A 15,574-nucleotide genomic window follows, 5' to 3' on the forward strand; every position below is an offset into this window, starting at 1 on the left:
CCCTTGTTCGCTGGCTAAACTAGTATCATTCCGCGAATCGTTTCAGGATGAGAAACTCATAACAATGAAAGGCAGTAATAAATCCCGCTGGGTGATAGCAATTGTGATCGTCGTGGCCGCCGTCGCCGCCATCTGGTTCTGGCAAAGCCGCGGTGCATCCCAGGGAGCCGCACCGGGCGCGACCAAACCCGCGCAGCACACTGCGGGGTCAGGACGGCGTGGAATGCGCTCCGGACCGTTGGCTCCCGTGCAGGCTGCCACCGCCACCGAGGAAGCCGTGCCACGTTACCTGACAGGGCTGGGGACCGTTACTGCCGCAAATACCGCCACGGTGCGTAGTCGGGTAGATGGTCAGCTCATCGCCTTACACTTTGAGGAAGGACAGCAGGTAAAAGCCGGCGACCTGCTGGCAGAGATAGATCCCAGCCAGTTCAAAGTCGCTCTGGCTCAGGCGCAGGGACAACTGGCAAAAGATAAAGCCACGCTGGCGAATGCCCGTCGCGATCTTGCCCGCTATCAACAGCTGGTTAAAACCAATCTGGTCTCCCGCCAGGAGCTGGATGCCCAGCAGGCGCTGGTCAATGAGACGTTAGGCACAATCAAAGCGGATGAAGCCAGTGTCGCCAGCGCTCAGTTGCAGCTCGACTGGAGCCGGATAACCGCGCCTGTCGATGGTCGTGTCGGCCTGAAGCAGGTCGATGTCGGTAACCAAATTTCCAGCGGCGATACCACTGGAATCGTCGTCATTACACAAACGCATCCCATCGACCTGATATTTACCTTGCCTGAAAACGACATTGCTACCGTGTTACAGGCACAAAAATCGGGGAGCCAGCTGAAGGTCGAGGCCTGGGACCGGACCAATTCGCAAAAGCTGAGCAAAGGCGTCCTGCTCAGTCTCGACAATCAGATTGATGCCACCACCGGAACAATTAAAGTTAAGGCTCGTTTTTCCAATCAGGATGATGCCTTATTCCCTAACCAGTTCGTTAACGCCCGCATGCTGGTCGACACACAACAAAATGCCGTTGTGATCCCAACTGCCGCCCTGCAAATGGGTAACGAAGGCCACTTTGTCTGGGTGCTGAACAGCGATAATAAAGTGAGCAAACATCTGGTGAAACCGGGAATTCAGGATAGCCAAAAAGTGGTAATCGCCGCCGGGCTGTCTGCGGGCGATCGAGTCGTGACCGACGGTATCGATCGTCTGACGGAAGGCGCAAAAGTCGAAGTCGTTGAGGCGCACGACGCCTCTGTTTCCGATGAGAAAACAGCGCCACGCGGATACGGCAAAAAAGGAGCCAACTCCTGATGCAGGTGTTACCTCCGGACAACACAGGCGGACCATCGCGCCTGTTTATTCTGCGCCCCGTCGCCACCACGCTGCTGATGGTCGCGATTTTGCTTGCCGGTATTATCGGTTATCGCTTCCTGCCAATCGCAGCCTTACCTGAAGTGGATTACCCCACGATTCAGGTCGTTACACTCTACCCCGGCGCCAGCCCGGACGTCATGACCTCGGCGGTCACCGCGCCGCTTGAACGCCAGTTCGGCCAGATGTCTGGCTTAAAACAGATGTCCTCGCAAAGCTCCGGTGGCGCATCGGTCGTTACGTTACAGTTTCAACTGACGCTCCCGCTGGATGTTGCCGAGCAGGAAGTTCAGGCCGCGATTAACGCTGCCACCAATTTATTACCCAGCGATCTCCCTAACCCTCCGGTCTACAGCAAAGTAAACCCGGCAGATCCGCCGATCATGACGCTGGCGGTCACTTCCAGCGCCATGCCGATGACGCAGGTGGAAGATATGGTCGAAACCCGCGTCGCGCAGAAAATCTCTCAGGTATCCGGCGTGGGTCTGGTAACTCTTTCCGGAGGGCAACGCCCGGCGGTCCGCGTGAAGCTTAACGCTCAGGCTATTGCCGCACTCGGCCTGACCAGCGAAACCATTCGTACGGCCATTACCGGCGCTAACGTCAATTCGGCAAAAGGGAGTCTTGATGGCCCAACGCGTGCCGTTACCCTTTCAGCCAACGACCAGATGCAGTCCGCAGACGAATATCGTCAGCTCATTATTGCCTATAAAAACGGTGCGCCGGTTCGTCTGGGCGATGTAGCCACCGTCGAACAAGGAGCAGAAAACAGCTGGCTGGGCGCATGGGCCAATAAGCAACAAGCTATAGTGATGAATGTTCAGCGTCAGCCAGGAGCAAACATCATCTCCACGGCAGACAGTATCCGCCAGATGCTGCCACAGCTCACCGAAAGCCTGCCCAAATCGGTCAAGGTCAGCGTACTTTCCGATCGTACAACCAATATTCGTGCGTCCGTAGCGGATACCCAATTTGAGTTGATGCTGGCGATTGCGCTTGTAGTCATGATTATCTACCTGTTTTTGCGCAATATTCCGGCAACCATTATTCCTGCGGTCGCCGTACCGTTATCGTTAATCGGTACTTTCGCGGTGATGGTATTTCTTGATTTCTCCATCAACAACCTGACCCTCATGGCGCTAACCATTGCGACAGGCTTTGTTGTGGATGACGCTATCGTGGTTATCGAGAATATTTCACGCTATATCGAAAAAGGCGAAAAACCGCTGACTGCTGCCCTGAAGGGCGCGGGCGAGATTGGTTTTACCATCATCTCTCTGACATTTTCACTGATCGCCGTACTGATCCCGCTGCTGTTTATGGGTGATATCGTAGGTCGATTGTTCCGAGAGTTCGCTGTGACGCTGGCCGTAGCGATTCTGATTTCCGCTGTTGTCTCGCTCACTCTTACGCCGATGATGTGCGCGCGTATGCTGAATCAGGCCTCATTGCGTAAGCAAAACCGCTTCTCCCGCGCCTCAGAGCAAATGTTTGATCGCGTCATTGCCGGGTACGGACACTGGCTGGCGAAAGTGCTCAACCATCCGTGGCTCACGCTCAGCGTTGCGCTCGGCACGCTGGTATTGAGCGTCATGCTTTGGGTCTTTATTCCCAAAGGCTTCTTTCCGATCCAGGACAACGGCATTATCCAGGGCACGCTTCAGGCACCGCAGTCCAGCTCATTTGCCAGCATGGCCCAGCGCCAACGTCAGGTTTCAGATGTCATCCTGAAAGATCCGGCGGTAGAAAGCCTGACCGCTTTTGTCGGTGTGGATGGCACTAATCCGGCCTTGAACAGCGCGCGCTTACAAATCAACCTTAAGCCGCTGGATGAACGTGACGATCGGGTGCAGAAAGTGATTGCGCGCTTACAGGACGCGGTTGACAGAGTTCCCGGCGTTGACCTCTATCTGCAGCCCACTCAGGACCTGACGATTGATACCCAGGTCAGCCGGACGCAATATCAGTTCACGCTGCAAGCGACATCCCTTGATGCCCTCAGCACCTGGGTTCCACAGCTGATCGCAAAACTAAATCAGCTACCGCAACTGTCCGATGTTAGTAGCGACTGGCAGGACAAAGGCCTGGTAGCGTATGTGAACGTCAATCGCGACAGCGCCAGCCGTTTGGGCATCAGCATGTCAGATGTCGACAACGCCCTGTACAACGCTTTCGGCCAGCGACTGATTTCAACTATCTACACCCAGGCAAATCAGTATCGCGTGGTGTTAGAACATGACACCAACAATACACCGGGGCTTGCGGCTCTGGATACAATACGTCTGACCAGTAGCGACGGTGGCATAGTACCGCTCAGCGCGATCGCCAGCATTGAACAGCGTTTTGCCCCACTGTCGATTAACCACCTCGATCAGTTCCCGGTCACCACCATCTCGTTCAACGTGCCAGACGAACATTCGCTGGGCGATGCGGTACAGGCGATTCTGGATGCCGAAAAAACGCTTAACCTGCCCGCAAATATTACCACCCAGTTCCAGGGCAGCACGCTCGCTTTCCAGGCCGCGCTGGGAAATACCATCTGGTTGATTGTGGCTGCGGTTGTCGCAATGTATATCGTCCTCGGCGTGCTGTATGAGAGCTTTATTCACCCAATTACTATTCTCTCCACGCTGCCGACGGCGGGCGTCGGGGCACTCCTGGCGTTAATGATTGCCGGCAGCGAACTGGACGTCATCGCGATTATCGGCATTATTTTGCTCATCGGTATCGTCAAGAAAAACGCCATCATGATGATCGACTTTGCCCTTGCCGCGGAGCGCGAACAGGGAATGTCACCACGCGATGCCATTTTCCAGGCCTGTCTGCTGCGTTTTCGTCCGATCCTGATGACCACGCTGGCAGCGCTGCTCGGCGCGTTGCCGCTGATGTTGAGTACCGGTGTGGGTGCCGAATTACGCCGTCCGTTAGGGATTGGTATGGTCGGCGGCCTGCTGGTAAGCCAGGTATTAACTCTGTTTACCACCCCGGTGATTTATCTGCTGTTTGACCGTCTGTCGCTGTATGTGAAAAGCCGCTTCCCGCGCCAGGAAGAGGAAGCGTAAATGAAATTTTTCGCGCTTTTCATTCATCGTCCGGTGGCGACCATTCTCATTTCGGTAGCCATCACCCTGTGCGGCATACTCGGATTTCGTCTGCTGCCGGTCGCTCCACTGCCGCAGGTGGATTTTCCGGTGATCATGGTCAGCGCATCGTTACCGGGTGCCTCACCCGAAACAATGGCGTCCTCGGTCGCAACTCCGCTGGAGCGCCCGCTGGGGCGCATTGCGGGCGTGAACGAAATGACATCAAGCAGTTCGCTTGGCAGTACGCGTATTATTCTCGAATTCAAATTCGACCGTGACATCAATGGCGCGGCGCGGGACGTTCAGGCCGCGATTAACGCCGCGCAAAGTCTGCTACCCAGCGGGATGCCGAGCCGACCAACGTATCGCAAAGCCAACCCTTCCGATGCGCCAATCATGATCCTGACGCTAACGTCGGACACTTACTCGCAAGGTGAACTGTACGATTTCGCATCAACACAACTGGCGCAGACCATCGCGCAAATCGACGGTGTGGGCGACGTTGACGTTGGAGGCAGCTCTCTGCCTGCCGTGCGTGTAGGGCTGAATCCGCAAGCGCTGTTTAATCAGGGCGTGTCGCTGGACGACGTGCGTAGCGCAATTGACAACGCCAACGTGCGTAAGCCGCAGGGCGCTATCGAAAATGATACCCACCGCTGGCAGGTCCAGACCAACGACGAGCTGAAAACCGCCGCCGAATACCAGCCGATTATCATCCACTACAACAACGGCGCAGCGGTGCGACTGGGCGACGTTGCGTCTGTAACCGACTCGGTGCAGGACGTACGCAACGCGGGGATGACCAATGCCAAACCGGCCATTCTGCTGATGATCCGCAAGCTACCGGAAGCCAATATTATTCAGACGGTAGACAGCATTCGCGCCAAATTACCGGAATTACAAACGCTGGTCCCGGCCGCCATCGACCTGCAAATCGCCCAGGACCGCTCGCCGACCATTCGCGCCTCGCTGGAGGAAGTCGAACAGACGCTGATTATCTCCGTGGCGCTGGTTATCCTGGTGGTCTTTGTTTTCCTGCGCTCCGGGCGCGCGACGCTGATCCCCGCGGTAGCGGTTCCGGTATCGCTGATCGGTACCTTTGCCGCCATGTATCTGTGCGGATTCAGCCTGAACAACCTGTCATTGATGGCGTTAACCATTGCTACGGGATTTGTCGTAGATGACGCTATCGTGGTGCTGGAAAATATTGCCCGCCACCTGGAAGCGGGAATGAAGCCGCTCCAGGCGGCGTTGCAGGGTACGCGCGAAGTAGGATTCACCGTGCTTTCCATGAGCCTGTCGCTGGTAGCGGTGTTCCTGCCGCTGCTGTTAATGGGCGGATTGCCTGGGCGCTTGCTGCGCGAGTTTGCCGTCACGCTATCGGTGGCTATCGGCATCTCACTGCTGGTGTCGCTGACATTAACGCCAATGATGTGCGGCTGGATGCTCAAATCCAGCACCCCACGCGAACAGTCTCGCAAACGGGGTTTTGGTCGTGTGCTGGTGGCGCTGCAACAGAGTTACGGCACCTCGCTTAAATGGGTGCTGCGCCATACGCGACTGGTAGGCGTGGTGTTACTTGGCACCATTGCGCTGAATATCTGGCTTTATATTTCCATCCCCAAAACCTTCTTTCCGGAGCAGGATACGGGTGTATTGATGGGTGGGATCCAGGCCGACCAGAGCATCTCTTTCCAGGCGATGCGCGGCAAACTGCAGGATTTTATGAAAATCATCCGCGACGACCCGGCGGTAAATAACGTCACCGGCTTTACCGGCGGTTCCCGGGTCAACAGCGGGATGATGTTTATTACCCTCAAGCCACGCGGTGAGCGCCATGAAACGGCTCAGCAGGTGATCGACCGCCTGCGCGTCGCACTTGCCAAAGAGCCGGGCGCGAATCTTTTTCTGATGGCGGTGCAGGACATCCGCGTTGGCGGACGCCAGGCCAACGCCAGCTATCAATACACACTGCTGTCCGACGATCTCGCGGCGCTGCGTGAGTGGGAACCGAAGATCCGTAAGGCGCTTGCCGCCCTGCCCCAACTGGCGGACGTCAACTCCGATCAGCAGGACAATGGCGCGGAGATGAATCTGATTTACGATCGTGACACCATGTCTCGCCTGGGGATCGATGTGGCAGCCGCCAACAGCCTGTTGAATAATGCTTTCGGACAACGGCAGATTTCTACCATCTATCAGCCGATGAACCAATACAAAGTGGTGATGGAAGTCAATCGACGTTACACCCAGGACATCAGCGCACTGGACAAAATGTTCGTCATCAACAATGACGGTAAAGCGATCCCATTATCGTATTTTGCTAAATGGCAGCCGGCGAATGCGCCACTGTCTGTGAACCATCAGGGCTTGTCCGCCGCCTCAACCGTGTCGTTTAACCTGCCAACAGGTTCTTCACTGTCAGAAGCGACAGAGGCGATCAACAGAACCATGACCCAGCTCGGCGTCCCTTCCACGGTTCGCGGTAGCTTTGCCGGTACCGCTCAGGTATTTCAGGATACGATGAACTCGCAGGTGATTCTGATTATCGCCGCCATCGCCACGGTCTATATCGTGCTGGGCATGCTGTATGAAAGCTATGTACATCCGCTGACCATTCTCTCCACGCTACCTTCGGCAGGCGTCGGGGCGTTGCTGGCTCTGGAACTGTTCAATGCCCCGTTCAGCCTAATCGCCCTGATAGGGATCATGCTATTAATTGGCATTGTGAAGAAAAACGCCATCATGATGGTCGATTTTGCGCTGGAAGCGCAGAGAAACGGCAAGCTGCAGCCGGAAGAAGCTATTTTCCAGGCCTGCCTGTTGCGCTTTCGCCCAATAATGATGACCACGCTGGCGGCGTTGTTTGGCGCGTTGCCGTTGGTGTTATCCGCAGGGGATGGCTCTGAACTGCGCCAGCCTTTGGGGATAACCATTGTCGGTGGGCTGGTCGTGAGCCAGCTCCTGACGCTGTACACCACGCCCGTGGTCTATCTCTTTTTCGACCGTCTGCGTCTGCGTTTTTCGCGTAAAAACAGCAAACCGGTAGCAGAGTTATGACAGAACTTCCCGACAGCACCCGCTGGCAACTTTGGATTGTGGCATTTGGCTTTTTTATGCAGTCGCTGGATACCACCATCGTTAACACCGCACTTCCCTCGATGGCGGCAAGCCTCGGGGAAAGCCCGTTACACATGCATATGGTCATCGTGTCATATGTACTAACCGTTGCCGTGATGCTGCCCGCCAGCGGATGGCTGGCGGATAAAGTTGGCGTGCGGAATATCTTCTTCACCGCCATTATCCTGTTTACGCTTGGCTCGCTGTTTTGCGCCGGGTCCAGCACGCTCAACGAGCTGGTGATGGCGCGCGTTTTACAAGGCGTTGGCGGTGCGATGATGGTACCGGTCGGCAGGCTAACGGTGATGAAAATCGTCCCGCGTGAGCAATACATGGCGGCGATGACGTTTGTCACTTTACCCGGTCAAATCGGCCCGCTGCTGGGCCCGGCGTTAGGCGGAATTCTGGTTGAATACGCCTCCTGGCACTGGATATTTTTGATTAACATTCCGGTAGGCATTGTCGGCGCGATAGCGACGTTAATGCTGATGCCCAACTACACCATGCAAACCCGACGTTTCGACCTCTCAGGGTTCGCAATGCTGGCAGTCGGCATGGCGGTACTGACGCTGGCGCTCGATGGCAGCAAAGGAACCGGCCTCTCCAGTATCACGCTGGCGGCGCTGGTTATCTGCGGGGTGTTGGCTATTGCGCTGTATCTGAAACACGCCCATCGTAATCCGCGTGCGCTGTTCAGCCTGAATCTGTTTCGCACACCAACCTTCTCGCTAGGTCTGTTCGGCAGTTTTGCCGGACGCATCGGCAGCGGCATGTTGCCGTTTATGACGCCGGTGTTTTTACAGATAGGCCTCGGTTTTTCCCCCTTTCATGCCGGTCTGATGATGATCCCGATGGTGCTGGGCAGTATGGGCATGAAGCGCATTGTGGTGCAGGTCGTGAACCGCTTTGGATACCGTCGCGTACTGATTACCACCACGCTTGGCCTGTCGCTGGTCAGTCTGTTGCTAATGACCACGGCACTGCAGGGCTGGTATTACGCCCTACCCTTCGTGCTGTTTTTACAGGGAATGGTCAACTCAACGCGTTTTTCATCCATGAACACGCTTACGTTAAAAGACCTGCCTGACGATCTGGCCAGCAGCGGTAACAGCCTGCTGTCGATGATCATGCAGCTATCGATGAGTATTGGTGTGACCATCGCAGGCCTGCTGTTAGGCATGTTCGGCCAACAGCATATCGCCATCGACAGCGGTAGTACGCATACCGTCTTTATGTATACCTGGCTGTGCATCGCCTTCATTATTGCGCTGCCCGCCATTGTTTTTGCCCGCGTGCCGAACGACACGCAAACCAACGCGGTGATTTCACGGCGCAAAAGGAGCACCTGATGAAGTTCTGGCGGCCCGGTATCACCGGCAAACTGTTTCTGGCGATTTTCGCCACCTGCATCGTGTTGCTGATCAGCATGCACTGGGCCGTACGCATTAGCTTCGAACGTGGTTTTATTGACTATATCAAGCACGGCAACGAGCAGCGGCTGCAAATGCTCAGCGACGCATTAAGCGAGCAGTACGCGCAGCACGGCAACTGGCGATTCTTACGCAATAACGATCGTTTTGTGTTCCAGATCCTGCGCTCTTTTGAACACGACAATGACGATGATAAACCGGGCCCAGGTATGCCGCCGCACGGCTGGCGTACACAGTTTTGGGTTATCGACCAAAATGCCCGCGTGCTTGTCGGCCCGCGCGGCCCAGTTCCTCGCGACGGCATGCGCCATCCCATCCGTGTCAACGGTAGCGAAGTGGGCGCCGTGATCGCCTCTCCTGTGGAACGTTTAACACGGAATACGGATATCAATTTCGACATGCAGCAAAGACGATCCAGTTGGCTTATCGTTGCGCTCTCCACGATCCTGGCTGCGCTGGCGACGTTTACGCTGGCGCGCAGCCTGCTGGCCCCGGTTAAGCGGTTGGTGGAAGGCACGCACAAACTGGCGGCGGGCGATTTCACCACGCGCGTTACGCCAACCAGTACGGATGAGCTGGGCAAGCTGGCGCAGGACTTCAACCAACTCGCCAGTACGTTGGAAAAAAACCAGCAGATGCGTCGTGACTTTATGGCCGATATTTCTCACGAACTGCGCACGCCGTTGGCGGTACTGCGCGGTGAGCTGGAGGCCATTCAGGATGGCGTCCGCCAGTTTACCCCTGACTCAGTTGCCTCTTTACAGGCTGAAGTCGGTACACTCACTAAGCTGGTGGACGATCTTCATCAGCTCTCCATGTCCGATGAAGGCGCGCTGGCCTACCAGAAAACATCGCTGGACCTCATCCCCCTATTGGAAGTGGCAAGTGGGGCATTTCGTGAACGCTTTGCCAGTCGTGGGCTAACGATACAACTTTCACTCCCGGACAGCATGACGGTATTTGGTGACAGGGATCGTCTGATGCAGTTGTTCAACAACTTACTGGAAAACAGTCTGCGCTACACCGATAGCGGTGGCGGGTTGCATATCAGTGCCGAACAACGCGAACGCATGGTGTTATTAACCTTCGCAGATTCCGCTCCCGGCGTAAGTGATGAGCAGTTACAGAAGTTGTTTGAACGGTTTTACCGCACCGAAGGCTCGCGTAACCGCGCCAGTGGAGGGTCCGGGTTGGGGCTGGCGATTTGCGTCAATATCGTACAGGCGCATAATGGTCTGATTCGTGCCGCCCATTCGCCTTTTGGTGGGGTTAGCATTACAGTAGAGTTACCGCTGGAACGCGATTTACAGAGAGATGTATGACTGAGTTACCCATTGATGAAAACACACCGCGTATTCTGATCGTGGAAGACGAGCCTAAGCTAGGGCAACTGCTGATCGACTACCTGCGGGCAGCGAGCTATGCACCTACGCTCATCAGCCACGGCGACCTGGTTCTGCCTTACGTGCGCCAAACACCGCCCGATCTGATCTTGTTGGATCTGATGCTGCCCGGTACCGACGGTCTGACACTGTGTCGGGAAATCCGCCGTTTCTCTGAAGTCCCCATCATGATGGTAACCGCTAAAATCGAAGAGATTGATCGCCTGCTGGGGCTGGAGATCGGTGCGGATGACTACATTTGTAAGCCCTACAGCCCGCGCGAAGTTGTCGCGCGCGTAAAAACAATCCTGCGTCGTTGCAAACCGCAGCGCGAACTGCAACAAATGGATGCAGAAAGCCCGCTGATTGTCGATGAAGGCCGTTTTCAGGCCTCCTGGCGAGGGAAGATGCTCGACTTAACGCCCGCAGAATTCCGCTTACTTAAAACGTTGTCACATGAGCCGGGAAAAGTGTTCTCCCGAGAACAATTGCTTAACCATCTCTATGACGATTATCGCGTCGTTACCGACCGCACCATCGACAGCCATATTAAGAACCTGCGACGCAAGCTGGAGTCGCTGGATGCTGAGCAGTCGTTTATCCGCGCGGTCTATGGCGTGGGGTATCGCTGGGAAGCCGACGCCTGCCGAATTGCTTAAACACTCCTGCCCTTCAGGGCTCCGCTGCTTCGAGGGGCCCTGGTGACTAGCAACTCTCCAAATATCGCTCATACTCTTTCTGACAACACTGTCGTCAATAACTGTTTGATATAAAACTTTTAATCAAGGAGTTCATATGGCTGGTTGGTTTGAATTAAGTAAGAGTAGCGATGATCAGTACCGCTTTGTTCTTAAAGCTGGGAACGGGGAAATAATCCTTACCAGTGAGCTTTACACTACAAAAGGCGCTGCAGAAAAAGGGATCGCATCTGTCCAGGCTAACAGCCCTTTGGATGAGCGCTATGAGAAAAAAACAGCGGCTAATGGCAAATTACATTTCAACCTGAAAGCTGCAAACCACCAGATTATTGGGAGCAGTCAACTGTATGCGAATGAACAGTCACGCGAGACCGGTATTACTTCGGTTAAGACCAATGGTGTCAGTCAGACGATAAAAGATAAGACCTGATAATTGCTCGCTCAGCCGGGTAACGCAACGCTGTCGCCCGGCGTTTTTCTTTACCTGACTTCCCCGCAGCGCTACAATGCCCGCCCTTAATATGGGGGCACTCCCCTAACCGCTTCATTGAGTGAGGCGAGTCTGACCTGTCATCAGAACGAGAAAATTATGTTTAAACCGGAACTCCTTTCCCCGGCGGGAACGCTGAAAAACATGCGTTACGCTTTCGCCTATGGCGCAGACGCTGTGTATGCGGGCCAACCGCGTTACTCTTTGCGCGTACGCAACAACGAATTCAACCACGAAAACCTGCAGCTCGGCATTAATGAAGCCCATGAACTGGGTAAAAAATTCTATGTGGTGGTTAACATTGCCCCACACAATGCCAAGCTGAAGACCTTCATTCGTGATCTGAAACCGGTGGTGGAAATGGGGCCGGATGCACTGATCATGTCAGACCCTGGTCTGATTATGCTGGTGCGCGAAAACTTCCCTGACATGGATATTCACCTTTCAGTTCAGGCTAACGCCGTAAACTGGGCAACGGTGAAATTCTGGAAGCAGATGGGGCTGACCCGCGTGATCCTCTCCCGCGAGCTGTCGCTGGAAGAAATTGAAGAGATCCGCACCCAGGTGCCAGATATGGAGCTTGAGATCTTCGTTCACGGCGCGCTGTGCATGGCCTACTCCGGTCGCTGCCTGCTGTCTGGCTACATCAACAAGCGTGACCCGAACCAGGGTACCTGCACCAATGCCTGTCGCTGGGAATACAACGTGCAGGAAGGCAAAGAAGACGTGGTGGGCAATATCGTGCATAAGTACGAGCCTATCCCGGTACAAAACGTCGAACCCACGCTGGGTATTGGCGCACCGACAGACAAAGTCTTTATGATCGAAGAAGCCCAGCGTCCGGGCGAGTACATGACCGCATTCGAAGACGAACACGGCACCTACATCATGAACTCGAAGGATTTGCGTGCCATTGCCCACGTTGAACGTCTGACGCAGATGGGCGTGCATTCGCTGAAAATCGAAGGCCGCACCAAGTCATATTATTACTGCGCGCGCACCGCGCAGGTATACCGCAAAGCCATTGATGATGCCGCGGCCGGTAAACCGTTCGACCCGCAACTGCTGGAAACGCTGGAAGGTCTGGCGCATCGTGGTTACACCGAAGGGTTCCTGCGCCGCCATACGCATGACGACTATCAGAACTACGAATACGGCTTCTCTGTTTCCGAGCGTCAGCAATTTGTCGGCGAATTCACCGGCGAACGTAAAGGTGAACTGGCTGCCGTACTGGTGAAAAACAAATTCACCGTCGGCGACAGCCTGGAGCTGATGACCCCACAGGGCAACATCAACTTTACCCTCGAACAGATGGAAAACGCGAAAGGCGAAGCCATGCCGGTTGCGCCGGGCGATGGTTACACCGTGTGGATGCCTGTGCCGGAGGATATCGATCTGAATTATGCATTGTTGATGCGTAATTTTGTCGGTGAGTCCACACGTAACCCGCATGCTAAGTAGTTAATTACGGTTATTTTTCAGCGTTCGGAAGATTCTTAGAAATCGATCACATACCGTTTCGTTCATTAAGGGTATTATCCCCTCCGCTGAAAAACATAACCCATAAATGCTAGCTGTACCAGGAACCACCTCCTTAGCCTGCGTAATCTCCCTTACGCAGGCTTATTTTTTGCCTGTAATTTACTGAAATATATGGATTTATTTCTAACAATGTCCACACATTGACCACATCAAACAAACCCCGTCCACAAAACGGGGTTTTTTAATACTTTCCCCTCCCCCTTCTCTGTAGATCCTTTTATCAAAACTTCGTGCATCATTTTGCAAAACCCAAATCAAAGCAAACCTACCGCCAGCCCGCGCCGCGCAAGGCTTCACGATATCCTCACCTGAAAGCCACCGAACGCCACCGAATCATTTTGATCGTCACAGAAACCAAAACGATCCTTTTAAAAACATCATGTTATCCAGTCGGTTAGCGACTGGCGGCGCGGTGACTTTTGCAAAGTGCTGCAAATCTTTGCGCAGCGTGCAAACGCCCGCAGGATGCAAAAGCCCAGCAGCGGCGCAGGCTGGCGGGGTGCTTTGCACAAAATTTCTTTTGCAAAATTTTTATGATCCAAACTGCGCAGGCGGGTGCGGTGTAGCGCCGTTTCCGTCCTGGATCCGCTTCCGTCTGCCTGCTGTCGCTTACGCTGTGGGGCACTGTTGAACGAACGAAAGAAAGGCCGCACGGTGGCGACCTTTAATGTTTGCGCCTGCTGTGGCGCGTTCTGTGGTGTCTGGTGAGGTGTGCGGTTATGCCGCTTTTTGTCAGGCTATCAGGGGACCGTATTTGCTTTTCAATGTACCGGTTTTAGCGGCCGTTGCGTTGAACTGCGCAGCCTGCCCGCTGGCCCCTGTGTTGGGGTGAGTATGTGACGCGGCAGTCTCTGCCAGTTCCCTCACCACGTCCAGGGTGTCGGTGAGTAGTGTCAGGACGTTAATCTCTTCGCTTCCCAGTTTTACAACCGGGGCAATCAGCTGTTGCGCCTGGGCCACACTTCGGCGGATGCCGCTGATTTTTTCAGTCAGTGCGCCGCTGACGTTTGACGTGACATTCCCTTTCACGTCGTCTGTAACATTGCCCGCGACGTCCCGTTTCACGTTCCGGCCAACACTGACGGAATTGTCCTTACTGCAGGTTACTGTCAGGTTGCCGGATGTGCCGACGCTGTAATCCCCCTCGCTGATATGGACCACCGCCCCGGCCAGAAGTGTTGCCGTGCCAAGCACGGTTGTTTTATCCGTTGCCTGGACCGTAGTTTCACGGACAACCACTTTGCGGATTTCTTCGTCGGTGGTGACTTCGCGAGTCATGGAGTTTTCGCGGATTGTCTGGTCCGTCTGGCGTTCCCAGTCTCCGGCAACCGTCACGCGCTGCGATACACCATCCCGCTGTTGCTGCAACTGCTCGCCGGGTTTAACCGCTGGCAGGTTATGACCCTCCGCCATAATCTGGCGCACAAAGGGCTTATCCTGCCGCCCCTCAGTGAACCCAACTTCAACCAGCGTGCCAGGGGTCGGAAACTGAAACATTCCCGACTCGCTGCCCGCCATTGGTACAGGTAGCGGAACGGCAGAATAGACCGGCGTATTTGCGGCTGGCTTGCCGTCTTCGTCAAGCAGTTGGAGATCCACGGCATAGCGCGGGCGGAATGGATCGGCAATATTCCCCCCTGATACATCCTCGCTTGGTGCTTCCACCCTGGCGAACTTTGGAAGATGCAGGCCGCTTGCCAGCTCCGGGAATGCGTTTTCAATCTGCCGCTGAATCGGTGATTTTTGTAATGGCTGGCCGCTGGCTTTGTTGCGGGGCTGCCATGTGATTGCCATGTCGTCGTTATTTAGCCGGACCTGGTTCAACCGCTGGCCGTTCACTTCCGCACCTGGTCGCAGGCTCTGAATCATCGGCACAACCATTGAATTACCGCCCGCCGATGCCTGGCTAAATTCGTGCGGGATCTCCACTGGCTTACCCGCAAAAAGACTGTGCTCCGCAGCGCCGACGAAGACATCCCCGTCCGGCAGCTGATACCAAAGATAATCCGTCACTGAAAATGCACGGCCCAGACTGGCAAAAAGCTGATAGCCCGTGCCGCTGTGCGCAAAGTGGGGGATCGGTTTATCTGCATAAGCAGCGCCGACCGGCGTTGTGACGGTCAACCCGCTTTGCTCACTTATCCAGTCAGTAATCTGGCGCAACGTTGGATGCTGGAAAGAACACGGCCACAATTTATCAAAGATGCCGACCAGCTCACGCACGAACAACCGGCATGTTCCATTATCAGCAGGTTGTGACCGTTCGACGTACCCGGTAAACCAGCGCAGGACCAGACCATCATAACCAACATCGATACGCACCATTTTGCCGGTGTAATCTGTCTCTGTCCCCGCCGTAATAAACCCCCGACCGCACGCGTTCAGCTCCAGCACGATATTGCAGTCAATCAGATGGACCGGATCAGAGGAAAGGTACAGGCGTTTAATTGGTTTCAT

10 protein-coding genes are annotated in these 15,574 nt (G+C 54.9%); 8 read left to right on the plus strand and 2 right to left on the minus strand.

What is annotated here, in order from left to right; genetic code table 11:
* The first annotated feature begins 64 nt into the window (after positions 1 to 64).
* From BZK41_RS06155 to yegQ, 8 genes are all read left to right on the plus strand, one after another.
* Positions 65 to 1,312, plus strand: coding sequence for an MdtA/MuxA family multidrug efflux RND transporter periplasmic adaptor subunit (locus tag BZK41_RS06155; RefSeq protein ID WP_079937551.1), 1,248 nt, complete (start codon positions 65 to 67; stop codon positions 1,310 to 1,312).
* Positions 1,312 to 4,434: an MdtB/MuxB family multidrug efflux RND transporter permease subunit gene (locus BZK41_RS06160; RefSeq protein WP_079937552.1), complete on the plus strand. Its 3,123-nt coding sequence runs from the start codon at positions 1,312 to 1,314 to the stop codon at positions 4,432 to 4,434. The genes BZK41_RS06155 and BZK41_RS06160 overlap by 1 nt, the downstream gene beginning before the upstream one ends.
* On the plus strand, positions 4,435 to 7,515 hold the full coding sequence (gene mdtC / locus BZK41_RS06165) for a multidrug efflux RND transporter permease subunit MdtC (RefSeq protein WP_079937553.1): 3,081 nt from the start codon (positions 4,435 to 4,437) through the stop codon (positions 7,513 to 7,515).
* Positions 7,512 to 8,924 carry an MFS transporter gene (locus BZK41_RS06170; protein WP_079937554.1) on the plus strand — a complete coding sequence of 471 codons (1,413 nt, stop codon included), beginning with the start codon at positions 7,512 to 7,514 and terminating at the stop codon, positions 8,922 to 8,924. The genes mdtC and BZK41_RS06170 overlap by 4 nt, the downstream gene beginning before the upstream one ends.
* Entirely contained in the window at positions 8,924 to 10,327 is a 1,404-nt protein-coding gene (gene baeS, locus BZK41_RS06175; protein WP_079937555.1) for a two-component system sensor histidine kinase BaeS, read from the plus strand. Before BZK41_RS06170 ends, baeS begins: the two co-directional genes overlap by 1 nt.
* Entirely contained in the window at positions 10,324 to 11,046 is a 723-nt protein-coding gene (gene baeR, locus BZK41_RS06180) for a two-component system response regulator BaeR (RefSeq protein WP_003036797.1), read from the plus strand. The genes baeS and baeR overlap by 4 nt, the downstream gene beginning before the upstream one ends.
* Positions 11,047 to 11,182: 136 nt before the next feature.
* Positions 11,183 to 11,515, plus strand: coding sequence for a YegP family protein (locus BZK41_RS06185; RefSeq protein ID WP_003841759.1), 333 nt, complete (start codon positions 11,183 to 11,185; stop codon positions 11,513 to 11,515).
* A 159-nt stretch (positions 11,516 to 11,674) separates the two neighbouring features.
* Positions 11,675 to 13,036, plus strand: coding sequence for a tRNA 5-hydroxyuridine modification protein YegQ (gene yegQ / locus BZK41_RS06190; RefSeq protein WP_079937556.1), 1,362 nt, complete (start codon positions 11,675 to 11,677; stop codon positions 13,034 to 13,036).
* A gap of 426 nt (positions 13,037 to 13,462) precedes the next feature.
* Here the strand turns inward: yegQ and BZK41_RS27235 are convergent, their stop codons facing one another.
* Positions 13,463 to 13,627, minus strand: a complete 165-nt coding sequence (locus tag BZK41_RS27235) for a hypothetical protein (RefSeq protein WP_172313110.1) — start codon at positions 13,625 to 13,627, stop codon at positions 13,463 to 13,465.
* 222 nt (positions 13,628 to 13,849) lie between these two features.
* Positions 13,850 to 15,574 carry a hypothetical protein gene (locus BZK41_RS06195; protein WP_079937557.1) on the minus strand — a complete coding sequence of 575 codons (1,725 nt, stop codon included), beginning with the start codon at positions 15,572 to 15,574 and terminating at the stop codon, positions 13,850 to 13,852.

This window comes from Citrobacter sp. A316 (genome assembly GCF_002042945.1).
GTDB lineage: Bacteria > Pseudomonadota > Gammaproteobacteria > Enterobacterales > Enterobacteriaceae > Citrobacter > Citrobacter portucalensis.

Bases quoted from the DNA above. Each gene is read 5' to 3' on its own strand.
- BZK41_RS06155 (WP_079937551.1), top strand. From the start codon at position 65: ATGAAAGGCAGTAATAAATCCCGCTGGGTGATAGCAATTGTGATCGTC.
- BZK41_RS06195 (WP_079937557.1), bottom strand. From the start codon at position 15,574: ATGAAACCAATTAAACGCCTGTACCTTTCCTCTGATCCGGTCCATCTG.
- BZK41_RS06160 (WP_079937552.1), top strand. From the start codon at position 1,312: ATGCAGGTGTTACCTCCGGACAACACAGGCGGACCATCGCGCCTGTTT.
- BZK41_RS06185 (WP_003841759.1), top strand. From the start codon at position 11,183: ATGGCTGGTTGGTTTGAATTAAGTAAGAGTAGCGATGATCAGTACCGC.
- baeS (WP_079937555.1), top strand. From the start codon at position 8,924: ATGAAGTTCTGGCGGCCCGGTATCACCGGCAAACTGTTTCTGGCGATT.
- mdtC (WP_079937553.1), top strand. From the start codon at position 4,435: ATGAAATTTTTCGCGCTTTTCATTCATCGTCCGGTGGCGACCATTCTC.
- baeR (WP_003036797.1), top strand. From the start codon at position 10,324: ATGACTGAGTTACCCATTGATGAAAACACACCGCGTATTCTGATCGTG.
- yegQ (WP_079937556.1), top strand. From the start codon at position 11,675: ATGTTTAAACCGGAACTCCTTTCCCCGGCGGGAACGCTGAAAAACATG.
- BZK41_RS06170 (WP_079937554.1), top strand. From the start codon at position 7,512: ATGACAGAACTTCCCGACAGCACCCGCTGGCAACTTTGGATTGTGGCA.